The sequence below is a fragment of the Paenibacillus sp. JCM 18996 genome (assembly GCF_055392555.1).
Map to the genome: position 1 here is coordinate 1407733 of NZ_AP043884.1, position 23247 is coordinate 1430979.

Annotated in this window: 18 protein-coding genes; 9 read left to right on the forward strand and 9 right to left on the reverse strand. The window is 52.5% G+C overall.

Annotated elements, in window-relative coordinates; genetic code table 11:
- Nucleotides 1-247: 247 nt before the first annotated feature.
- The 3 genes from ACZ5N7_RS06900 to nth form a co-directional block, all read right to left on the reverse strand.
- A complete protein-coding gene (locus ACZ5N7_RS06900) occupies nucleotides 248-3901 on the reverse strand; it encodes a dynamin family protein (RefSeq protein WP_464658370.1) in 3654 nt (1217 codons plus the stop codon).
- Nucleotides 3902-4070: 169 nt separating this feature from the next.
- Nucleotides 4071-4331 (reverse strand): NAD/NADP transhydrogenase alpha subunit, encoded by a 261-nt coding sequence (locus tag ACZ5N7_RS06905; protein WP_464658371.1) that lies wholly within the window; start codon nucleotides 4329-4331, stop codon nucleotides 4071-4073.
- A gap of 29 nt (nucleotides 4332-4360) precedes the next feature.
- A complete protein-coding gene (gene nth / locus ACZ5N7_RS06910; RefSeq protein ID WP_464658372.1) occupies nucleotides 4361-5074 on the reverse strand; it encodes an endonuclease III in 714 nt (237 codons plus the stop codon).
- Between the two features lie 193 nt (nucleotides 5075-5267).
- Between nth and ACZ5N7_RS06915 the strand changes: the two genes are divergently transcribed.
- A complete protein-coding gene (locus ACZ5N7_RS06915; RefSeq protein WP_464658373.1) occupies nucleotides 5268-5426 on the forward strand; it encodes a hypothetical protein in 159 nt (52 codons plus the stop codon).
- Nucleotides 5427-5672: 246 nt separating this feature from the next.
- On the opposite strand, the gene ACZ5N7_RS06920 is transcribed toward ACZ5N7_RS06915, so the two are convergent.
- From ACZ5N7_RS06920 to leuC, 5 genes are all read right to left on the reverse strand, one after another.
- The gene (locus ACZ5N7_RS06920; protein ID WP_464658374.1) at nucleotides 5673-8411 is read right to left on the reverse strand and encodes an S-layer homology domain-containing protein; all 2739 of its coding nucleotides are present in this window, start codon (nucleotides 8409-8411) and stop codon (nucleotides 5673-5675) included.
- A 160-nt stretch (nucleotides 8412-8571) separates the two neighbouring features.
- Complete coding sequence (locus tag ACZ5N7_RS06925; protein WP_464658375.1) at nucleotides 8572-9180, reverse strand: GerMN domain-containing protein; 609 nt, start codon at nucleotides 9178-9180, stop codon at nucleotides 8572-8574.
- A gap of 24 nt (nucleotides 9181-9204) precedes the next feature.
- Nucleotides 9205-10647, reverse strand: coding sequence for an N-acetylmuramoyl-L-alanine amidase (locus ACZ5N7_RS06930; protein WP_464658376.1), 1443 nt, complete (start codon nucleotides 10645-10647; stop codon nucleotides 9205-9207).
- A 363-nt stretch (nucleotides 10648-11010) separates the two neighbouring features.
- The gene (leuD, locus tag ACZ5N7_RS06935; RefSeq protein WP_464658377.1) at nucleotides 11011-11616 is read right to left on the reverse strand and encodes a 3-isopropylmalate dehydratase small subunit; all 606 of its coding nucleotides are present in this window, start codon (nucleotides 11614-11616) and stop codon (nucleotides 11011-11013) included.
- Nucleotides 11617-11640: 24 nt separating this feature from the next.
- Nucleotides 11641-13062, reverse strand: a complete 1422-nt coding sequence (gene leuC / locus ACZ5N7_RS06940) for a 3-isopropylmalate dehydratase large subunit (RefSeq protein WP_464658378.1) — start codon at nucleotides 13060-13062, stop codon at nucleotides 11641-11643.
- A 138-nt stretch (nucleotides 13063-13200) separates the two neighbouring features.
- On the opposite strand from leuC, the gene ACZ5N7_RS06945 reads away from it, so the two are divergent.
- Nucleotides 13201-14106, forward strand: a complete 906-nt coding sequence (locus ACZ5N7_RS06945) for a LysR family transcriptional regulator (protein WP_464658379.1) — start codon at nucleotides 13201-13203, stop codon at nucleotides 14104-14106.
- A gap of 19 nt (nucleotides 14107-14125) precedes the next feature.
- Here the strand turns inward: ACZ5N7_RS06945 and ACZ5N7_RS06950 are convergent, their stop codons facing one another.
- Nucleotides 14126-14929 carry a carbon-nitrogen family hydrolase gene (locus ACZ5N7_RS06950; protein WP_464658380.1) on the reverse strand — a complete coding sequence of 268 codons (804 nt, stop codon included), beginning with the start codon at nucleotides 14927-14929 and terminating at the stop codon, nucleotides 14126-14128.
- A 263-nt stretch (nucleotides 14930-15192) separates the two neighbouring features.
- Between ACZ5N7_RS06950 and ACZ5N7_RS06955 the strand changes: the two genes are divergently transcribed.
- The 7 genes from ACZ5N7_RS06955 (at nucleotide 15193) to proC (ending at nucleotide 23202) form a co-directional block, all read left to right on the forward strand.
- Complete coding sequence (locus ACZ5N7_RS06955) at nucleotides 15193-16395, forward strand: aminotransferase class I/II-fold pyridoxal phosphate-dependent enzyme (protein WP_464658381.1); 1203 nt, start codon at nucleotides 15193-15195, stop codon at nucleotides 16393-16395.
- A gap of 420 nt (nucleotides 16396-16815) precedes the next feature.
- Nucleotides 16816-17583, forward strand: a complete 768-nt coding sequence (locus ACZ5N7_RS06960) for a COG4280 domain-containing protein (protein WP_464658382.1) — start codon at nucleotides 16816-16818, stop codon at nucleotides 17581-17583.
- The gene (locus ACZ5N7_RS06965) at nucleotides 17580-17792 is read left to right on the forward strand and encodes a hypothetical protein (RefSeq protein ID WP_464658383.1); all 213 of its coding nucleotides are present in this window, start codon (nucleotides 17580-17582) and stop codon (nucleotides 17790-17792) included. The genes ACZ5N7_RS06960 and ACZ5N7_RS06965 overlap by 4 nt, the downstream gene beginning before the upstream one ends.
- Before the next feature lie 509 nt (nucleotides 17793-18301).
- Nucleotides 18302-19507, forward strand: coding sequence for an HD-GYP domain-containing protein (locus ACZ5N7_RS06970; protein WP_464658384.1), 1206 nt, complete (start codon nucleotides 18302-18304; stop codon nucleotides 19505-19507).
- Nucleotides 19508-19919: 412 nt separating this feature from the next.
- Complete coding sequence (gene proB / locus ACZ5N7_RS06975; RefSeq protein WP_464658385.1) at nucleotides 19920-21026, forward strand: glutamate 5-kinase; 1107 nt, start codon at nucleotides 19920-19922, stop codon at nucleotides 21024-21026.
- A gap of 37 nt (nucleotides 21027-21063) precedes the next feature.
- Nucleotides 21064-22311: a glutamate-5-semialdehyde dehydrogenase gene (locus ACZ5N7_RS06980; RefSeq protein ID WP_464658386.1), complete on the forward strand. Its 1248-nt coding sequence runs from the start codon at nucleotides 21064-21066 to the stop codon at nucleotides 22309-22311.
- A 33-nt stretch (nucleotides 22312-22344) separates the two neighbouring features.
- Nucleotides 22345-23202: a pyrroline-5-carboxylate reductase gene (proC, locus tag ACZ5N7_RS06985; RefSeq protein WP_464658387.1), complete on the forward strand. Its 858-nt coding sequence runs from the start codon at nucleotides 22345-22347 to the stop codon at nucleotides 23200-23202.
- The last annotated feature ends 45 nt before the right edge of the window (nucleotides 23203-23247 follow it).

Here is a 23247-nt window from a genome sequence, read left to right on the forward strand (position 1 = left end):
TTTTTGGTAACGCTTTTATTGTCATTAGCTTTATGAATCTTAACACCATACCTGGAGGCTAGCAATTCGGGCAAATACCGATAAAATCCCATATAGGAATATATTGTCATAAAATGTTCAAACAATCACAGCTATTCTTTTAAATCATCGCCCTAAGCCGGTATGTAAGCCTTTTCATGAATTTGCATAAATATCAGCTGCTCCAAAGAGCAGCCGCACCGGGAGAGTACTGGGCACTCCGAATTTATTATGTCAACAACGACTCCAGCTTTGCTTTTTTCTCGGCATAAACCGCCGGATCCGCTCTCATCTCGAGCGCCTCTTTTAAACCGTCGACATGTTCATGTAAACCGCGGGCAAGCTTCTGCCGCAGCTGGCTGTGCCAGGCTTCATATTGGCTCCGGTAAAACGGCTGAAGCAGTGACGAGGCTTCCTCCAGGTAACCTGCAATAAGCGGCTGTATGGACTCTTCCAAACGGGACTTCAGCTTTGCCTTGCCATCGCCTTCAAAAAATTGCTTGCCGTTCTTATAGTAGGTTGACAGCATCTTTAGGTCCTCTTCCGCACCCTGCATTCCCTCAGGGACCGCAGGGGTCGGGAAAGAGCCTGCTGCATAATCTTCACACTCGTAAGAAGGAACGAATTGGGCAATGTGCCGCGCCCACTCCCCGTATTTTTGGGCTGCCTTTGCATTCGCGAATTTTTCCATCCTCAGCGTTGTCGCCAGCGTCTCCTGGGAGAGATCGAACGCAATCCGGTTGATAAGGTCCTGATAGGCCGCTTTCAGCATTTCTTTCAAATCAAGCCCTTCTTCCCGGAAAGCAGCGGGGTTGAAGGCCTGGTTGTAAAGCTCCCCGAAGCGGAAAGCCGTCCTCTGCCTGACATAATAGACAAGCTCCTTCACTTCCTGGGCAACCGCTTTAAGCTCGTTGTCCGGCTCTGCCGCCTCCAGCCGCCGCACCGCTTCCTGCTGCCCCGCGAGCAGCCCGTCCAGCTGACGCGCGCGTTCGGCTTCTCCAGCCTGGGCCCCGGCGATCCACTGCTCCAGCGTCGCTTTGGCCCTATTCAACTCCTGACGGGCGGAATGTACCGCAATATCAGTCAGCTCCTCTAACGTGAAGCGGATAAAATCGCGCTCGAACGCAATGATCCCCGATGCCGATGCCGCCGATTCATCCCCGGAGAGCTTGCCTTCCACAGCCGCGAGGCTGGAGACGGGATATATCCGGGGATTACGGATACCATGCTGGACAAGGTTCGCTTCCACGTGCGAGACGACTCCCTGCAGTTCCTCGGCGCTTGAAGCCAGATCGGCCGCATTGACGAGGAAAAACATTTTGTCCAGCTCGAAGCTGTCCTTCACCCTTCCCAGCTGCAGCAAAAACTCCCGGTCCGCCTGCGAGAAGGCATGGTTATAGTACGTGACAAAAAGGATGGCATCTGCGTTTTTGATATAATTGAACGCCACTCCGGTGTGCCTTGCGTTGATCGAGTCCGCTCCGGGAGTATCGACCAGGACGATGCCTTGGTCCGTCAGCGCGTTGGCATAATACAATTCAATATATTCCACGAAGCAAGATTTGCTTTCGTCGGCCACATAACCCGCAAACTGCTCCATCTCAGCGCGGATCTCCCGCCCTAACAGGGGCTCAGCCTCCTGCCAGCCTTTCTCCACCGCTTTAAGAAAAGCGTAGTGGGGCTTGCCTTTACCCGTCACATGCGAAGGAGAGAGCTTGCCGACCGCCGCGAGACAGCTGTCCATATCCCCGGCTTCCAGCCCGAGAGCATGCAGCGAATAGTTCATATCGGACAGAATCGATTCAGCGGACTTCATCGCAATCCTCACGGTGCGGTGCGGCCATTCCTGTGTGGGCGGCATGATCCGGTTAATGGCCGCCGTAGTCGGATTAGGCGAGACAGGCAGCACTTTTTCCCCGATGAGGGCGTTGGCAAAAGATGATTTCCCCGCGCTGAACGCTCCGAACAAGGCGATGGTGAACGTGTTGCCGACCATCCGCGAACCCTTCTCCCGCATGGATCGCACGAGGGAGGAAAGCGCCGGGATGTCTTCGATAATATCAGCCCCGCGGAGCAGCTTTTGCGCAGTTTGCTTCATTCTGTCACGGTGGGTTCCTTGGTTCTCTCCGGCTGCCTCTCGGGCCCGCTGCGCTTGCGGCGCCACAATATGAAGCCCATCCGGAGAATACAGGCCGTTCCCGGGCATAAGGGGTTTATCCGCCTCGTCAGGACCGGGATTGTCCAGCAGCTCCGGCTTGGGAACAGCAGGCGGATTCACCGTTGCGGGCACTGCCAGCGATAGCAGGGAATCGATATACGCGGACTCTTCCTTCTCCAGCTTTTCCAGCTCGTAAAAGGCTCCAAGCTTCTCGCGGATTTCCGCCATTTCCCGTTCAGCACGCGTCAGTTCCGGCTGCAATAAGGTGTGCAGATCCATTGCCAGGTTGTCGATCAGCCCGAACGCTTTTTTGCGGTACATCGATTTGATCTCCGCCGCCGCGCTTTTGGAATAGTTCATCGTATATTCATTGGTGAACATTGCGCCGCTTTGAACTTGATCCGCCAGCCAGCCTGGCGTCAGCGGCACCTGCAGCGAATCGAGCGCCTCAGACACTTTCGCCGGTTGAAAACCGAAGGAAACGGCCTTCTTCCGAATGGTGTCCAGGATATGCCAATCAAGCTGAGCTTGAACCTGTTCGGCGATGGCCTTGTGGAACGCTTCCAGCCGCTCCGTTCTTACCTGCTCGTTCCGGGAAGCACGCGTGAGGAATCCGGCTTTGAACCCGGGCCTTCTGCTTTCCAAATAGCGATGCGCCAAGTCCCTGACGGCTGCGGGGATAATGTTGGCGTTCTCGATCACTTTGGAGACTTCGTCCCGCAGCCCGGCGAGCAGGCGGTCCGGCTTGGAGCGGATCTCGTCCGACAGGGCCTCCAACTGCTCCATTTGCCGAAAAAGACCGCTGCCGCCGCTCTCGTGGGCCGCCTCCTTCAGAGCGGCCTTCCGCGGCTCGCTGCACTCCGCCATATAAGCCCGATGCTCCTCGATCAAGTGGACGGCGGATGTATGAAGACTCCATTCAGTCAGGGATTTTTTGCGCCCGATCAGCGCATACATCAGCTCCTGCAGCCTGCCCCACTCGTTGTGGAGGGTATGCGGATATTTCACCGACAGGAACAGAATGCCGTCCGCCTTTATATTCCAATTGGAGAAAGCCTCGAGCACGGATGCCTTATAGGACTCGAATGAGAGCTCGGACTCTTTATGCTTGTCGATCTGGTTGACCAAAAGATAAAGAGGCTTGCCCCGGTCTTTCATCTTCTTTGTAAACGCGAAGTTGATCTCTGACTGGACATGGTTATAATCCATCACATAGAACACCGCATCGGCCAAATGAAGGGCGGATTCCGTTGCCATCTGGTGGGCGTCGTCGGTGGAATCGATACCCGGGGTATCGAGCAGCACACCATCCCGCTTCAGCCAGGGAATCGGATAGGCGATTTCCACTTTCTCAATCTCTTCCCCGTTTTTACAGTACGCTTCGAGCTCATCCAACGGGACGGTGATTTGGGCTCCCTCTCCGTCCGGGGTTTTGCGGGTTACAGCCGCTCCAGGCTCTCCGCTGCGGATGCTGACGATATTGGCGCTGGTCGGGATGGGACTGGACGGAAGAAGCGCGTGGCCGCACAGCTTGTTGATCAGGCTGGATTTTCCTGCCGAGAAATGTCCGCAGAACGCCATATACATTGTGCCAAACGCCTTTTTTTGCTGAAGCTGGCCGAGCTTGTACGAATTCTGCCGATCCCCTTGCCGGCGCATCATATCCGCTGCTTTATCCCAAGCTTCGTTTACAGCTGTATTTCGTTCGTCCATTAGTTTGCTCATCCGGCTTTTGCCCCCCATGAAGTTTTCCCCCGTAAAAACCTGCGCTCCGCGGCTGAAACCGTGTACTGTACGGAGAACCCGGATATTTAGCCGCCATTAAAAGGAAAAGCGTCCGGAATAAGCGAAGATGCCGAAGCTGATCTTCTTCCGGACACTTATCATTTCGGCGCTACTGCAGCACTTTTTCCGGAATGAAAATTTCAAATACGTCTCTATGCTGCAAAATTGTGATATCCTTCGACTTCATTACGACAACCTCACGCTTTGTCTTCATGCGGTCCAGGTAATTGTCGGGCACACTGCCGGATTCGCTTACCGTTATGCCCTCGATTTCCTTTTCTTCATCTTCCTTCAGCGGCGTGTTGATGACTTTCTCGAAAATATCTGAAAATACTTCGAAGTTGTTAGTGTACACGGCTATGCATTTCATGGTATCCCATCCTTTGATTGTCGCTTTGTTTACTTGGTCGTTTCCGTTGGTGCCGCTGTCACTGGCAAATTTTTCTTGTCTTTTTTAGAATCTCTCGTTTTGGGCATTTTCATACGTTTCTTGCCTTCTTTACACACGTCCAGCAAGGGACATGCCGGGCACTGCGGGTTTTGCGCCTTGCAATGGTATCTCCCGAAAAAAATCAATCGATGATGTGTGAGAGTCCATTCGTCCCTGGGGACCAGCTTCATCAGCTTCTTTTCCACTTCCAGTACGGAATCTGCTTCCTTGGCGATGGCGAGACGCTTCGATACCCTCTCCACGTGAGTATCCACTGCTATGGCGGGCTGTCCAAAAGCGTTCGAAACCACTACGTTCGCGGTCTTTCTGCCCACACCGGGCAGCTTGACCAAATTCTCGTGGTCCGCGGGGACTTCGCCGCCGTATTCTTCTAGCAGCATTCTGCACAGAAGCTGGATGTTCTTCGCCTTGTTCCGGAAAAGCCCGATTCTTCGGATATCCTGCTCCAATTCCTCTAGAGGAACGGCCAAATAATCTTCCGGTTTCTTATACTTTTCAAACAGGGTAGCCGTTACTTTATTTACAGTTTCGTCCGTACACTGGGCGGAAAGCAGTACGGCAATGGTAAGCTCGAAAGGATTGGAATGGTTCAGTTCACAATGGGCGTCGGGAAACATCTCCCCGATCGCGTCGAGGATGTGCCGCATCTGCGATTTGGTCATAAATCGGCCGCCTCTCTCTCCATCAAACGAAAAATCTCAATCATAAACTCCAGTTTACCTATTCCCGCGCCTAGAATCAATGCTCCGATGAATTTATTTCCGAACATTTAGTTAAATTTAAGCATTTTTCCAAAAAACGCATGGATTTTACTGCCAAAGAACACCATATACAAGTAAAGCGAGGTGATCAACCATGGCTGAATTCCAGTTCCGCACCGGAAGCCGAGTGGAAACCGCAGGCGAGTATGAATCCGAATCCGGAAAAAAGCGCCAGTATCGCCCAGGCGATCTCTTTGAAGCATGTCCGGCAAGCGGCAAGAACACAAGTTGGAGACGCTGCATCGTGCAGTAATACCTGATTAAAGGAAAAAAGAAAGAACCGTCAGGAACAAATCCATCCTGACGGTTCTTGTTGGTGCTAAAACCATACGTTTGTGCGCGGGGAGGGAATAACCAGGGGATTCCAACCGCTGTTAACGTGGTGTTCCATCATTCCGCCACCATTTATGTCAAACAGGCCAACCGGCTTCTCATGCCGGTTGGCCCTGCTAATGCTGCCGACTTCGTTCTATCGCGAAGCGCCCGAAGCGAAGCCGATTTACAGTTTTTCAATCTCCACAATCAGATTGTCGATCAGATAAATCATCACTTCGTCATTTACCGCCAGGTCGCCCGCCGTCAGATTCTGGGCGCCTTTATGGATGCTCACAGTTTTGGCGAAATTGTACACGGTTTTGTCGCTGCCGTTAGGAAGCACGTTGAGCTGGTTCAATACGGAGTCATAGGCTGAGACCGTCTTTTTTAATCCGGAGGACACGTTCAGCGTCCAGCTGCCGTCCGGATTACGGATAGCTTCGATCCGGTCATTCACCTTTACGGCGCTGAGCGACGAAGCGGAGCCGTTCACTTTTACCGCTGCTGCGGCGCCTGCCGCAATATTTTCCGATACCGAACCTGTACTCACCGTGACCACTCCGCCAGCCGCGTCCACTCCGCTTACTTTTCCTCTTACAGAAGACAGCACGCTCACGGAATCAATCGTTTGGCCCGATTGGGCGATAGAGACAAAACCTTCCACGGGAATGGAGTCGAATGTTCCTTTCGTCTGATTCTGATTCAGCACATTTACAGAGTCGGCAATAGTATAAACAAAGGACGCGCCTGAAAAATCCTGTACGGTGATCTGTTTGTTTGCGGAATTTTTGTACATAACCTTATAAGAACCTGTCTTGACCGCCTTAATCTGCGCCAGCAGAGATTGGTCGTAATTCAGCATGAGCTTCACGTTGTCTCCAATTTTCAGATCGGATTGGCTCGCTGTATCTTTGTTCGGAATTTCTACCGGTACGGTCGAATCCAGTTTAAAGGTCAGGTTCTGGCTGCTTGCCGTCCTGATCGTAATTTCCTTTGTCGCCAGATTGAGTTGCGTAATCGATCCGCTCACACTGGAAGCCAGCTTCAGGTTAATCATACGATCCTTGGAAGCCTGGAAATCGATCTTGCTGCCGTTTCTGAACAGCGTGCCGAACGTGTCCAGGTTCACTTTGGCATCCCCATAGTATATATCCGTTCTGTCGGTTACGAAATAGGCGCCTAATTTGCCGCTGTCGTCCTGCACGGTCAGAGCTTTGGTCTTGGCGTCGTAGTTCAGGATTGTAGAGAACTGGCAGCTCAAGACCGCACGATTCGTCACCGATACTCCCGTCACCTTATCGTCGACAATATCCAGCTTGACCGCGTCATCCGGCTCCAGATCGTATAAACCGGCTGTGGCAAGGCCTGAAATTCTCACCTCGGCGGCATCCGTCAGATAATAGGCTCCAAGCTTGCCGTCCATAGAAACGGTAATGGTCCTCTGCTTGGGATCGACCGAGCTCAAACTGCCTTGGACGGTCTTCACAACTGAAGCCTGTTTTTTCTGCACGATCTTGGTCACTTCGTTGTTGACGATTTCGTAGCCGACGGTGTCTCCCGTCCTGAGCTGCGTGAAGTCGACATTCGCGTTGTCCTTGTTCACGATGACCAGCTTGGAAGATAAGGGAAAGGACTCCGTATTTCCGGAGGAGGTTTCCTGGACCGCCAGATCGGTGCGCGACAGCATTTTCACAGTGCCTTCGGAGGTTTTGGTGACAGGGGCTTTCTTTACTATAATGCCGGTGATTTTGGGATCCTTAATGAGCTTGTTCTTTGTAAACTGCACCTGGCTGCCTTTTATCAGCGTTCCCAGAGTCAATCCTTTACCTTCCGAATCGACTACGGAGACATTGGGAGACAGCTCGTAAGGGACATAATCCCCGTTCACATTCAGCAAGGCTATCAATTTTCCGACGTTGAGATCGAATAAATCCCCTTCATACACTTCCAGCTTCTGGGTATCGTCAGTGACCTCCACATAATAGGCGGTTCCGCCGGCAGACACGAGGCTGACCTCATAGGTTTGCTTTAGCGAGGACGGGGCGATGGCTTTTTCACTTTTGGACGAGAAAAAAGAAGTGTCTGAGCCGATCGCATATTCAGTCAAACGGCCTTCAAGGTCCTGCAGCACGAGTTTCTTATCGCTCAACCCGACTATATAGCCTTTCGCCGAACGATTCATTTTAATTTCCATGTAGGGCTCCGCACGGTTCAAGAAAGCAGCCATCTGCGCGCGCGTAACCGTACCCTTAGGTTGAAAATCTCCTTTTTCAAAGCCTTGTACTATATTCAGCGCCGCCGCTTCATTGATAAACCCGACCGCCCCGGCAGAAATATCCTTATTATCCGTAAAAATCGTTGGAGAAGAAGACAGCTTCTGTGCTTCAGCCTGCTTATTGATGGCCCGGATTACAATCTTGGCTACCCACTCGCGGGACGCTTCTTTCGCTCCCCACGAAGGACCTCCGGTATTTTTGGCTTCCTCGCCGCGGTCTATCAGCCCTTTGGCATCCGCCAAGAGCACATATTTTTTGGCATAATCGCTCACGGCAAAAGGCAGCACAGCAGACGCGTTCTGCTTGCCCGCCTCTTCCTCCAGTCCCATCATCCGGACCGCCATTATCAGCACATCTTGCTGGGAAACCTTTTCCTCGGGCTTAAAGGTGCCGTTGTCATATCCTTCCACGACCCCGTAAATAGCAAGCTTGGAGATATGCTTAATCCCCCAATGGGTGCGCGGAACGTCGGGAAAGCCGGTTCTGACCTTGGTTGAAGCCGCGGCTGCAACAGCTGTCGTTTGCGAAGCGGCTTTAGCGGACGTTTCGGCGGCAAAGCTTGAAGCCGTAAAGGCGCTGCTGCCAAAAAGAAGGCTTCCAGCCAAAATAGCGGAAACCATGGTGATCATCGTGTTCGGTTTGTACATCTCTCTCTATAACTCCTCCAACGTATTATTTAGGGGATCCCCGCAAAGTACCCGGAATTGGCTTCGAAGCATCACGTCACTTTGTGGGGTTAATTTAGGGGATCCCCGCAAAGTACCCGGAATTGGCTTCGAAGCATCACGCACTTTGCGGGGGGATTTATTACCTCTTGATTGGATGAGGCAGCTCCATATGGCCCATGAGCGAATCCGCAGGCTTGCCGTCCACTAAAATATCGATGGAATCCACCTCGGGGAACTGGAACAAAGTTTTCTGGATCGCTTCCAGCAGCATCTTTTCTCCAGGGGCCCCGAGACGGCCTTCTCCGGAAACCGTAATATCCAAAGTCAGCTTCTTGTCCTTCAGCACTGCGGATTTAAAACCCAGCGAGTCGGCTAGAGGAACCAGCTTGCTGTTCTGCGGAGCCTTTTTTAACGCCCACAGAGCGGTTGTATACTTCTCCTTCTCGTCCTTGTAACGGATGGAAACTTCTTTTTCCACAAGCTTCTCGCCCTGTTCATCGCCGTAATAGGCTTTAATATTGGCTTGAATCTGCTCCTTCTGGGCAGCCGGCTGAACGTCCTTCTGCTGCGCGGGTGGCGCAGGCTGCGTCGTCTGGCTGGATGCCGGAGGCTGTGACGATTGCGAGCTTTGCGAACCTTGGGTACCTTGGGATACCGGCCCTCCGCTGGCCGGCTTTTGGCCGCAGCCGGACAAAGCCAGCGCAACCGCTCCCGTTAACAATAAACCGCGAACCGTATATTTTTGCATCGAAAGCACCACCTTTTTTCTACCTTACTGGATGTTAAGCTGCTCTTTGATTCCAGCTACGATGGCTGCGGCAACCCTGTTCTGGAATGCGTCGTCAAACAATGCTGCGGTATCCCGCGCGTTGGACAAATATCCCACTTCCAAAAGTATCGCGGGCATATTAGTTATTTTTACCACACGGAAAGGCTCTTGACGCACTCCGCGGTCAGGCAGTCCGGTTGCTGCAGTCAGGTGCTTGTGCATAATCTGAGCAAACTGGGCGCTGTCGGACTTGTAGTAATATGTTTCCGTTCCAGTCGATGAGGCGAGCCAGCTGTTGGCGTGAATGGAAACATAAACATCGGCGTTGCGGTCGTTAGCAAACTTGGCGCGGCCATCCAGAGGCACAAAGGTATCGTCGTTTCGTGTGAGGAAAGGCTGGATCTGGGCTTCCTGCTGAAGCAGGTTATACACTTTCAGTCCCATGGACAGATTGAATTCTTTCTCGGTGCGGCCGTTGACGGCTTTGGCGCCGGAATCCTGGTCTCCGTGGCCCGGATCGAGAACGACCTTGTACTTTGCGCCTTTTTGGAACACGGCCGCCAGGGCCGCTGTGTTCAAGCCGGACTCCCACTTCAGATCCATGGCGTCTTTCATATCCAGCACTATACGGACCGTGTAAGGATTATTATTGTACAGCGAGTAGCGGACATTGCTGACGGATGCGTTCTTGGATGCGGTCTCTCCGCTCTTGGCTGCCGCATCTTTGTACAGCGAAGGGTCTACAGTGGCATTCGGAATATCGATCACAATCCGTTCAGGACCGTGCAGCGAGAACACGTTAGGTTTCAATTCGCCTGAATCTGCTTTAATAAGTAATTGAGAGGAAGTCATGTCAATCGTATTGATAACGGGCACAGGCTTTCCATTGGCATCCGTGACGGGGCTGTCCATGGAAGGCTTGTCCGCCGGCTTGTCGGTCTGGCCCGTAGGAGGCAGAACCGTTCCCGGATTTGGCGCCGGAGCGGGCTTGTCGGCTATAACGCTTTTGTCGCTTAAGTAGACCGCGCGGTTCACGTCGTTCCAATTCACACCGATTCCCATATTCTCAGCGATAAACCTGACAGGCAGCAAAGTATTGCCTGCAATAAGCACAGGGGCGGCGTCCAAATTGTTCCTGCTTCCGTTTACCGTGGCTGAAGGCTGATCGATGACCATTTCGATTTTGAGCGAATCTCTGGTGATGGTGACCTTGCGGGCGGCCTGATTCCAATCGACCTTGGAGCCCAGCTCTTCGGCGATAATCCGGACAGGCACCATGGTTACATCCTTAATGATCCTCGGAGCGACTTCAGGCTTCAATAATTTACCGTTGAAATATAAAGGAACACCGGCGGCGGAATCCGCAGTAGCGGCGGAGGCCAAGGCTGGCAGCATAAGGGCGATGAGCAGCATCGATAACAGTGTGGAAACGAACCTTAACTTCATCTTTCACCTCTAAAAAAAGTAATCTTGTAAAACAATTTCATAGTATACAATGGCGGACAAGGATAACTTCGGCAAAGCGGCATAAAGGCATATGGAGTTTCCTTATAAGCATGAAGTGGACCGCATAACCCCCTTTTCGACAGCACATAATCTATTAGACTCTATTATACGGAAAAAGTTGCATAATATAGCGTCATTTTCATAGATTGGGTCGAATGGAGCAGAATGATACATATACCATTCGGGACTTTTGGGCAAAAGTCCTTTTTTTTGTCGAAAAAAATGAGCTCGAAGGAGCAAAAAATTATCGCGAAGCACAAAAATCCCGGCACCGACCGGTACCGGGATTTGCATCCATGCAGTTTACTTGTATGCCAAACGTTTGGCGTGCTTCGCCTCGTATTCGCCGATCAGGTCCGCCTGCTGCAGCGTCAATCCGATGTCGTCCAATCCTTGAAGCAGGAACTGGCGGCGATGCTCGTCAAGGTCAAAGGAAATATTAAGGCCGTAGTCGTCGGAGATCGTTTTATTCTCCAGGTCGACATTCAGCTTGTATCCCTCATGCTTCGCTGTAAGCTGGAACAGCTCTTCCACCTGCTCCTCGGAAAGCTTGATCGGCAGAATGCCGTTCTTGAAGCAGTTATTGTAGAAAATGTCTGCATAAGAAGGCGCGATGACCACCTTAAAGCCGTAGTCCATAATGGCCCAAGGAGCATGCTCCCGTGAGGAGCCGCAGCCGAAGTTCGCTCTGGATATCAGCACGGAGGCTCCTTCATAGCGGTCCTTGTTCATTTCAAAGCTCGGGTTCTCTTCCCCGTTCTCGAAAAATCTCCATTCAAAAAAAAGAAACTGGCCGAACCCCGTACGCTCGATTCTTTTCAGGAATTGCTTGGGAATGATGGCGTCCGTGTCGACGTTCACGCGGTCCACCGGAGCAACGATGCCCGTATGCTGTTTAAATGCTTCCATATTCAGATCTCCTCGCCCTATAGATTAAGCTTCCTGCAAAGCTTTAAATTCCCAGTCTCTTACGTCCACAAAATGTCCTGCAATCGCAGCTGCGGCAGCCATTGCCGGAGACACGAGGTGAGTCCGTCCGCCCCGGCCCTGGCGGCCTTCGAAATTGCGGTTGGATGTGGATGCGCAGCGTTCTCCCGGGCTGAGTACATCGGGATTCATCGCCAGGCACATCGAGCAGCCGGCGTCACGCCATTCGAATCCGGCTTCAGTGAAGATCCGGTCCAGACCCTCCCGCTCGGCCTGGATCTTGACGCGTCCGGAGCCGGGAACCACGATTGCGTTCACTGCAGGGGACACTTTGTAGCCCTGTGCGACCGCCGCTGCTGCGCGCAAGTCTTCGATACGGCCGTTAGTGCAGGAGCCGATAAACACGCGGTCGACCTTCAGCTCCGTCATCGGGGTTCCCGGAGTAAGTCCCATATATTCCAAAGCTTTCTCGGCGGCTTTGCGCTCATTCTCCGTCTCGAAGCTTTGCGGCGCAGGCACCCGGTCGGTTACGCTTGTTCCCATGCCTGGACTGGTTCCCCAGGTGATCTGCGGAATCAAAGTGTCCGCATCGAACTCGACAACCGTGTCATAGGACGCACCTTCATCGGTGACCAGCTGTTTCCACTGCTCAACCGCTTGATCGAAATCCGCTCCTTGAGGCACGAATTCACGGCCGCGAAGGTAGTTGAACGTCGTTTCATCCGGCGCGATCAATCCCGCTCTCGCACCCGCTTCGATCGACATGTTGCAGACAGTCATACGCTCTTCCATCGAAAGATTGCGGATCGCGTCGCCCGTATATTCCGCCACATAACCTGTAGCGAAATCCGTGCCGTACTTCCCGATAATGCCGAGGATCAGGTCCTTCGCCGTCACGCCCTGCTTCAAGCTGCCTTTTACGCGGATTTCCATCGTCTTGGACTTCACCTGCTGCAGACATTGCGTGGCCAGCACGTGCTCCACTTCGCTTGTTCCGATACCGAACGCCAGCGCGCCGAAAGCTCCGTGTGTGGATGTATGGCTGTCGCCGCAGACGATCGTTTTGCCCGGGTGGGTGAGTCCGATCTCAGGCCCCATCACGTGGACGACACCTTGGTCGATATTGTTCAGGTCGTACAGCGTTACTCCGAACTCTTTGCAGTTCTGGGAGAGCGTATCGATCTGCTGCTTGGAAATCGGGTCTTTGATGTTGAAACGGTCTTTCGTCGGAACGTTATGGTCCATAGTGGCAAAAGTCAAATCCGGACGGCGCACCTTGCGGTTCGACAGACGGAGCCCTTCAAACGCTTGCGGAGAAGTCACTTCATGCACAAGGTGAAGATCGATATAAATGATGCCCGGCTTACCTTCCTCTTGATAAATAACGTGCTGGTCCCAAATTTTCTCGTATAATGTTTTTTTAGCCATCCTGAATCACCCCAATAAAAATTGTCTCGAACGCTTGTTTATACTTTAATTCATCTTAACATTTCTTATTTAATTGTTCTAAGATATAATATCTATAGCTTTAATAGTCTATAACTATAAGAAAAGAAAGGAGACCCCATGGAACTTCGCCAGCTGCAGTACGCCATCCAGATCGCGGCAGAGAAAAATTTTTCCAGGGCCGCCGAAAAGCTTCATATCGCCCAGCCATCGTTAAGCCAGCAGCTTTCCAAGCTGGAGAAAGAAATAGGGCTGCTGCTGTTTCAGCGCACGACCAACTCGGTAGAGCTCACCCACGCCGGGACACTGTTCGTCGAAAGGTCGCAAAAAATTCTCGATATGGTGGACCAACTGCGTAATGAGATGGAGGACATCTCGCAAATGAAGAAAGGCAAGCTCGTCGTCGGTTCTATGCCGCTCACCGGATCGACGATTCTGCCTTCCGTTCTGCCCGTGTTCCAGAAGGCCTATCCGGAGATCGACATCGTGCTTGTGGAGGAAACCTCCGCAAACCTGGAAGCTTTGACCTCGAACGGGCAGACTGACATCAGTCTTTTACAGCTGCCTATGCAGGAAGAAACTTTGGTTTACGAGACATTGCTCGAAGAAGAGATCATCTTGGCCGTACCCCCGCAGCATCCACTGGCTTTCCGCCATCAAGACCGATCGGAGCCTGTCGACCTTGGACAGTTGAAAGAGGAATCTTTTATAGCGCTGAAAAAAGGGCAAGGCCTGCGCAAGCTGACTTTGGAGCTCTGTCAAAAAGCCGGATTTACGCCCAACATCGTGTTTGAGAGCAGCAATATGGAAACCGTACAGTCATTGGTCGCTGCCGGCATGGGCATTGCCTTCGTTCCCTATCTTATTTCCAAAAGAATCTCCACTGAATTATCCCCAGTCAATCTGACGCTGGCCGGACGGCCCACACGGACGCTGGTCATCGGATACCGCAAGGAACGGTACCTGTCCAAAGCCGCGGAAGCCTTCATACAAACGATGAAAGCAGTCATGGGGAGCAAGAACTGACCACTTTGACTGGTTCTTTTTAGTACAGCTGCGGCCTGCGGTCTTCAAACACCGGGATTCTCGTGCGCACCTCATCGACCAAATCCAACGATACTGAAGCGTGGATTATCTCTTCCGACTCGCCTCCCTCGGCGATGACTTCTCCCCAAGGATCGATGACCATCGAATGTCCGAAAAATTCCGTCGAGCCGCTTACCCCGACCCTGTTGCACGCGACGACGTACATTTGGTTCTCGATCGCCCGCGCCTGCAGCAGCGTACGCCAGTGGTGAAGCCGCGGATGCGGCCATTCGGCAGGCACAAACAGGATCTTGGCCCCGACCAGCGCCAGCCTTCTCGCCAGCTCGGGAAAACGGATATCGTAGCAGATCATCATTCCGGCGGGTACTCCCTCGACGGTGAATTCCCCTACCCGGTCTCCGCTCACGAGATGTTTCTCTTCGTCCATCAGGCGGAACAGATGAATCTTCGAATACTCTGCTGCCTCATTACCCTGACGGTCAAACACATAGATCGTGTTCAGCACTACACCGGCTTTCTTCTCGGCTATGGAGCCTCCTATAATAACCACTCCATGCTCGCGCGCAAACCCGGAAAGCGCCGCCTTCGTCCTCTCCCCGTTCACATCGGCAAGCTGCTGGATATACTCGAGCGCGTACCCGGTATTCCACATTTCCGGAAACATAATCACATCCGGCTTCCGCGCAGAGGACACAGCCTTGTTCAGCAGAAGCTCCAAGTTTGCAAAATTCGCTTCAGGCTCGCCCACCCGGATATCCATCTGCAGCAAAGCGATATGAAGCTGACCTGGCTGATCGGCCATATTTTTAACGACTCCTTCCAACGAAAAAACTATTTCATTCAGAATAACCGATTCTACCGCTGCGTACAATGCTTTCTGCGCTCCCTCAGTTCCGCTTGTTCTCAAGTTCCATTACTTGAAATTAAATACCATTATATGAAATGAATTTTACTATTTTTCTAAAATTTGTAAACGGGTGATCAACGAGGGCCCCACGCTATACATACCCGTTAAATCGTGATACATTATTTTTAATTTTGAAAAAAGCGATGGAGATGTTGTAAATGAAACCTGAATCCCTAACCAGACATACACAGGTGCCCGTCATTCCCGCCCACAGGATGCAGGGGCTGCCTTCGCAATTTTTTGCGGGCCTGGTCAAGAAAGTCAATGAGCGGGTCGCCCAGGGACATGACGTCATCAACCTCGGACAAGGCAACCCCGACCAGCCGACGCCGCCTCATATCGTAAAAGCGCTGCAGCAGGCAGCCGAAAATCCCGCGTTTCACCGATATTCCCCGTTCAGCGGATACTCTTTCCTTAAAGAGGCTATCGCGAGGCGTTATAAAGAAGATTACAATGTCGACCTGAACCCGGAGACCGAGGTCGCCATCCTGTTCGGAGGAAAAACAGGGCTTATCGAGATCAGCCAAATCCTGCTGAATCCGGGGGATGTCTGCCTCGTGCCGGATCCCGGCTATCCGGATTATTGGTCCGGCGTAGCGCTGGCCGGCGCGGAAATGGTGCATATGCCGCTTCGCGAGACGAACGGCTTCCTGCCCGAATATTCCGCTTTGTCCCCTGCCGACTTGGCGAAAGCGAAGCTTATGTTCATCAATTATCCGAACAATCCGACCGCTGTAAACGCCCCGGCGGCTTTTTACGAGGAAACGGTCCGTTTTGCCGGGCAGCACGGCATTATCGTTGCCAGCGATTTCGCTTACGGCGCGATCGGGTTCGGCAAAAGCAAGCCGGTGTCGTTCCTCCAGCTCCCCGGAGCCAAGGAAGTCGGCGTCGAATTCTACACCTTGTCCAAAACCTATAATATGGCCGGCTGGAGAGTCGGCTTTGCGCTCGGCAATACGGAGATCATCCGCTTGATCAACTTGATGCAGGACCATTATTACGTATCTCTGTTCGGCGGGATTCAGGCGGCGGCCGCCCTCGCGCTGACGGGACCGCAGGACTGTGTGGCCGACTTGGTCCAGCGTTATGCCTCAAGAAGAGATGCGCTTTTCAATGCACTGCACAAAATCGGATGGGAGGCGAAACCTTCCGAAGGATCGTTCTTCGCCTGGCTTCCCGTCCCCAAACGGTTTACATCCGCTGAATTTGCCGATCTCCTTTTGCAAAAAGCGAATGTCATGGTCGCTCCCGGCATCGGCTTCGGACAATCCGGGGAAGGCTACGTCAGATTGGGACTGCTGTCCGATGAAGCCCGTCTGGAGGAAGCCGCCGAACGGATCGGCACGCTGCAGTTATTTTAGACTCAGCCGAATCATAAAAGCAGCGGCAGCCTGGAAATGAAAATAATGATCTGGACTGCCGATCACAAACAGAAGGCCGCCCAATGAACTGTAAAGCAGGAAACCTGTAGTAACCGGCCTTTTCAGCAATTACACCTTAACTACTAGTTCCAATCCCACGGATTAATTAATCAAGTTGTTAAGGGCTGCATGAACCCCTCCACGCAATATGCATGCGCTTTTTCATAATCACTCTTCGCAACCGTTTTTATTTCCATCTCTATTTGGCAGCCCCCGTTTAATCATAACCGAGCTCTACAGCCGTACATTTATTAAATATTCCTAAAATCTACTAACTACAGGAGGTAAATAATACCATTAAATGGAATGGCTTCTATAGCGTTTATTCTGAACAGATTGCAGAGGAGAGGATAAGGGTAAATGAATAGTTACGTAATTATCGCCAGTTTGCTCGGCACAGCGGTTGAATTTATCGAGGCGCTCACCATTGTATTGGCCGTGGGAGTAGTCAGAGGCTGGAAAAGCTCTCTTTCCGGCATGGCGGCTGCTCTGGTCCTTCTCATCTGCTTGGTGACCTTGTTTGGCGTTCCTTTGATGAATCTGGTCCGCCTTGAGTTGTTTCAGCTCGTTATAGGCATTCTTATGATGTTATTCGGCATGCGCTGGCTGCGGAAAGCCATACTGCGTTATTCCGGTTTAAAAGCGTTGCATTTGGAGGAAAAAGCCTATACCGAAGAGCTTGAACGGCAGCGCAGCCATGGCAAATCCCATAATAAAATGGATTGGTTCGGCTTTAGCACCTCGTTTAATATTGTGCTGTTGGAAGGGATCGAGGCGGTGTTTATCGTTCTTACATTCGGCACTGCCGCTAATTCGCTTTCTTCAGCCATAGCCGGCAGTTTGATTGGCTTGGTTATCGTTGTCCTCGCGGGTATTTTGCTGAGAAAACCTCTGGCCATGGTTCCGGAGAATACGATGAAATTTATTGTGGGCCTGATGCTGAGTGCTTTTGGCGTGTTCTGGGTTGGAGAAGGCATAGGAGTTGAGTGGTGGCATGCGGACGTGTCAATTTTGATTATCACCGCGGTTCTGCTTCTGGTTTCCTTCCTTTGCGTAAACCAATTGTCCGGCAGAAATAAAAAGGTTGCCGCGTTACCATCAACCGGATCGGCAGGTGAAAAAATATGAAAGCTGCATTGCAAACAATAATTGGTTTGATCTTCGACGATTGGTGGCTTGGAGTGGGTTTGCTGGTATCTATCGTCATTACATATCTAGCCGTTGCCGCCGGATTGGACGCTCAAGTAAGCGGTTGGCTTTTAGTGCTCCTTATTGTTGGAACTTTAATTCTGAGCCTGGCTGTGGAATACCGCAAAAAATTAAACAAGGCTAGCTGATGCCAATAGAAAAGCCGGGCGACCTGTTAAAACTTACGGTTCTCTCGGCTTTTTTGTGCAGCGGAGCGGGTTCGATTACTTGAGCTCTTTTCAAAGTTATATACCGGACCTCATCGATATACAATGTATTTTTGGGACAAGGCGGAATCAAGATTTTCGATAAATAATTATACGTCCCCCGTTAGAAAGACATCCTGCATAATCATGTATTTGTTCGATCGGAACAAGCTGCCAGGGTTGATCCCGAAATTACCCGTTTTTGTTAAAAACTAATTTTCAGATACTGCGTAAGCAATAACCATGATCTTCTAATATCATGAGATAAATTAATCCAAGCATCGTAGGTGAGGATAATACTTCCGCCGACTTTGTTGTTTTTTTTGATCGAAGCCTTAACTTCCCTTTTGGGATTATTTCATGGGCCTCCCTCCGACTTGTAACAAGTCCATCCAATGCTTCATACATTATAGAGACGTAAAATGAGCATTTGCTGGAGGCGGGTGTAGCCATTGATTTGCGGATCGCTTTTGGGTTGCGCAGATATCGGTCTTCTTCCCTTGGTCATCGGACTCGTGGGAAGTGCTGCAGCCGTGCTCGCTGTCCGTCTGCTGATTGTCTGCTTTTGGAAGCGGTATGAACGACGGCAGGCTATTGAGGCTGAAGCAGCTTTTAAAGGAAATTGTGACTGGGATGTTATGCTTAAAACGGGTGGAAAGCGGATCGCCGGCGGTAAAACTTTCACCTTCTTTTTGATAGACTTGAAGAGTTTGGAAGAAAAGTGTCCGCTCCTTGATCCAGCGGCAGTTGAACGGGTGCTTGCACAAGCCGGGGATATTGTTATGGAAGAAGCTGGCGAGTATAGAACAACAACGTGCAGAACAGACGGAAACCGGCTCGCACTGCTGGTGGCTGACGCATCTTTTGACGAGGCCAATGCGTTCAGCGCGCGCCTTCAAAAACGGTTGGAGAAGCGTTGGTTCCAAACCGACAATGAGATCTCCTCCGTCCGTCTGTCGGTCTTCATCGCATTTTGTCATTTTGCCGGGGATACGGATACCTCTTTTGAGCTGATGACGAGGCAGGCTGAGAAGGATTTGAACCGTTTTATAAAATCGGGCGTCCACCCCGCAGAGGATGCGGCAGCCCTCGAGGAAGAGATGATCAGCGACAGGTGCCGGATGCTGCTGGAGGTACTGGCCGACAAGGATGCTTACACCTACGCCCACTCGCAGTGCACCGCAGAGTACGCCGTCCTGCTCGGGCAAGCTTTGAACCTGCCCCAGGAACGACTGGAAGAGCTGAATCTCGCGGGCTGGCTGCACGATGTGGGGAAATTGAAAATACCCCAAGAGATTTTGGCCAAACCGTCCCCTTTAACCGCCGAAGAATACGAAACCGTAAAGTCCCATGTGGCGGAGAGCATGAACATGCTGCACGGCATGCCTCTCTCCGAGGGAACGCTGTATGCGATCAAGTACCACCACGAGAGGTGGGACGGAACCGGCTATCCTTACGGTATTCCCGGTGAGTGTACCCCGCTGGAAGGCCGCATCCTACAGATTGCCGACGCTTTCTCGGCGATGACGAACAAGCGGGTGTACCGCAAAAAGATGTCCGGCTCGCAAGCGCTTCAAGAACTGGCATCCTGCAGCGGAACCCTGTACGATCCCCGGTTGGTAAAGGTTTTTGCCGATGCTTTTCGAAAGATCCATTAAAGCCTCCGGCAGGAAGCGAAAAAATGATGCAGACCTCACGCCTTACGCCGCCGCTTTACAAATATAAAGTCCGGTGATATTCTAAAAAGAAAAGCAAACGTAATGATGGGAATAGTAGAAAGCCCGCTTGAGACCAGAGAGCAAGTTCCCCGGCTGTAAGAATTTGCCTCAAGCCCTTATCGAACCCGCCCCTGAACGGTCAACGACGAGTTGAACGGCGCCCTGCTGTTACAAGGGTTATTCGAGTGGGACGCGCATGCGTCAAATAAGGTGGTACCGCGGAAGCCAGACTTTCGTCCTTACAGGGATGAAGGTTTTTTTTGTTTTTAGCCGTAGTGCTTTGTGCGCCGGTGCAAGTGGACCGACCCCGGGCCGTTCGTTTGCCAAACCATTTCAATGGAAGTGAAAATCTATGAAGCAGCGTATTGTCATAAAAATAGGAAGCTCCTCTTTGACCTCCGAGGAAGGCGGGCTTAACCGGGCAAAAATCGAATTTTTCGCAGGAGAACTGGTGCGCCTTCGCGAATCCGGGGCCACTTTGCTGCTGGTCACCTCCGGTGCGGTTGCGGCCGGCTTTAAACCGATGGGCTACGGCATAAGGCCGAAGCAGCTGCATGAAAAGCAGGCCTCGGCCGCGCTGGGCCAGGCGCTCCTTATGCAGGCTTACCATGAAGCTTTTGCCCGGCATCATATAGGGGTGGCCCAAATTCTGCTGACCCGTTCAGACTTTTCCAACCGCAAAAGGATCCACAACGCGATGATGACGATGGAGGAACTGATGAAGCACGGCATTCTGCCGATCATCAATGAGAACGACACCGTATCCACAGACGAGCTGCGGTTCGGCGACAATGACAAGCTGTCCGCGCTCGTTGCCAATTTGGTAAAGGCCCAGGAGCTCGTCATCATCACCGACACGGACGGGCTGTACACAGAGGATCCGCGCAAAAGCACGGACGCCCGCAAAATTGAGCGCGTGTCCGAGTTCAACGAGGAGCTGTACCGCATTGCGGGCGATGCAGGCTCCTCCGTGGGAACGGGCGGCATGCGTTCCAAGATCGAGGCGGCCCGGATCGCTACCCAAGGCGGCGTGCCCGTCTTCGTCGGCAGGGTCGCGGAGCCCGGCGATCTCTCCCTTGCCGCAGACGGCGCGGGCAAGGGCACTTACTTCGATACGGCGTTCCACTCGTTATCGATGAAGAAGCAGTGGCTCGGCTTCCACTCCCTTCCCCAAGGGAAGGTGGGGGTGGACGCGGGCGCCGAGCGCGCACTTCTGTCCGGCGGCAGAAGCCTGCTGCCGGCCGGCGTGAACCACATCGACGGGGATTTCCATCCCGGCGATGTGGTCGAGGTTGTTGGCGCGGACGGCCGGATCGTCGGCCGCGGAGTGGTCAACTACGCCGCCTGGCAGCTGCAGGCGGTGGCCGGGTTGTCCACGGATGAGGTCGCCAAGCGGGTTGATGTGAGCCGCATCGAGGTGATCCACCGGGATGAGTGGGTCAGCCTGCAGCAGGTCTAAGTATAATGTACAGTCAACGCCGAAGGAGAAGATACCCATGAGTGAAGTGAAAAGAAAAGCGCAGCTCGCCAAAAACGCCGCCTACCGCTTGGGCGCTTTGACGACGGAGCAAAAGAACGAAGCGCTGCTGCGGATGGCCGGCGAACTGCTGGAAGAGCGAGATTCAATCATCGAAGCCAATAAGAAAGACCTGCAGAGAGGCAGGAACAACGGCACCTCCCCTTCCCTGCTCGACCGGCTGGCTTTAAACCCTGACCGCGTAGCCGCCATGGCGGAGGGCTTGAAGCAGATCGCCGGGCTTGCGGACCCGACCGGCGATATTCTGGAGGAAATCCGCAGGCCTAACGGACTGCTTATCCATAAGCTTCGCGTCCCGATCGGCGTGATCGGCATCATCTACGAGGCGCGGCCTAACGTGACCGTAGACGCGGCAGGCTTGTGCCTCAAGACCGGCAATGCGGTCGTGCTGCGCGGAGGCTCTGCAGCGCTCTATTCCAATGAACGGATCGTCGAAGTGCTGCATCAAGCTATGGTCAAAACTTCCGTTCCCGAGGAGGCGCTCCAGATCATAATGAGCTCCGACCGTTCCTCTGTGGATGAAATGCTGAAGCTGAACGGCCTGCTGGATGTGCTCATTCCCCGGGGAGGCGCTTTTTTGATCCAAAACGTAGTGCAGAACGCCACAGTTCCCGTAATTGAAACAGGCGCAGGGATATGCCATACTTATATAGACCAGGGCGCCGTGGAAGAAACGGCTGCCCGTATTGCCATTAATGCGAAGGTTCAGCGCCCTTCCGTGTGCAATTCTATGGAGACGCTGCTTATGCACCTAAATTACGCCGACCTTCACTGGCCTGCGCTGGCGGAAAAGTTCCGCGAAGCCAACGTGGAGCTTAGAGGCTGCCCTCGGGCTAAGGAGATGGTCCCCTGGATTGAGGCAGCTTCCGAAGCCGACTGGGACACGGAGTACAATGACTACATTTTGAATGTAAAGATCGTGTCCGGTTTGGATGAAGCGTTGGAGCATATCCGGAACCATGGAACAAAGCATTCGGAATGCATAGTTACGGAAAATGAAGAGAACGCGGGCCGATTTCTTCGTGAAGTCGATGCCGCAGCGGTGTACCATAACGCGTCAACCCGCTTCACGGACGGATTCGAATTCGGCTTCGGAGCGGAGATCGGCATCTCCACCCAGAAGCTTCACGCCAGAGGACCGATGGGCCTGCCCGCATTAACCTCTACGAAATACATCGTACAAGGCAACGGCCAAATCCGCGAATAAGAAACCGAGCGAACATCGAAGGAGTTTTTCACTATGAAACGGGATCAATCTGAACTGAAAATCGCATTCAACGGCGCCGGCTCCATGGCGGAAGCCATCATTAGAGGACTGATCGAGAAAGGCGTCATGAAGCCGCAGCAGATCTTTGCACTGAACAACTCGAACACGAAGCGGTTGGAATCCTTGAAAAGCCGCTATGGAATCCACGCCTCCAACGAGCCGGCGACCAAGGTCGATTATCTCAAAAGCGCCGATATTATCGTGATGGCCATGAAGCCGAAAGACGCCGCAGCAGCTTTTCAATATCTCGGAACAGTGATACCGGATGATGTAATGCTGGTCTCCGTCATTGCCGGAATGTCCATTTCAACCATGCAAGAGCTGCTTCAAAGACGGATTCCGATCGTGCGGACCATGCCCAACACTTCTTCCACCATCGGTTTGGGCGCTACAGGCGTCTCTTATTCCGGCAGTGTGACTTCGGAGCAACAAGAGCTTGCGAGAACATTATTCCAGGCGATCGGTATCGTCGCGGAGGTGGAGGAGCCTATGCTGGAGACGGTGACAGGCGTATCGGGAAGCGGTCCGGCTTATGTATATTATTTTATAGAAGCGATGGTAAAAGCCGGAGTCGAAGGCGGACTTTCGCCTGAAAGCGCGTTGGAACTTACCGTTCAGACCGTCCTTGGCGCCGCGCAAATGGTAAAGCATACAATGGAGGACCCTGCAGTTCTGCGGAAAAAGGTGACTTCTCCCGGTGGAACCACCCAGGCCGCTATCGAAAAGCTGGATGCTTACCGGTTTACAGAGGCAATTGCACAAGCGGTATTCCGTGCAGTCGAGAGGTCTAAAGAAATGGGTGACGCCATCAGCGCGGCTTCTTTGCGTTAAGCGGCATTCTTGTTCAAGAACTGACCATAAAGAGGTGGAATTTTT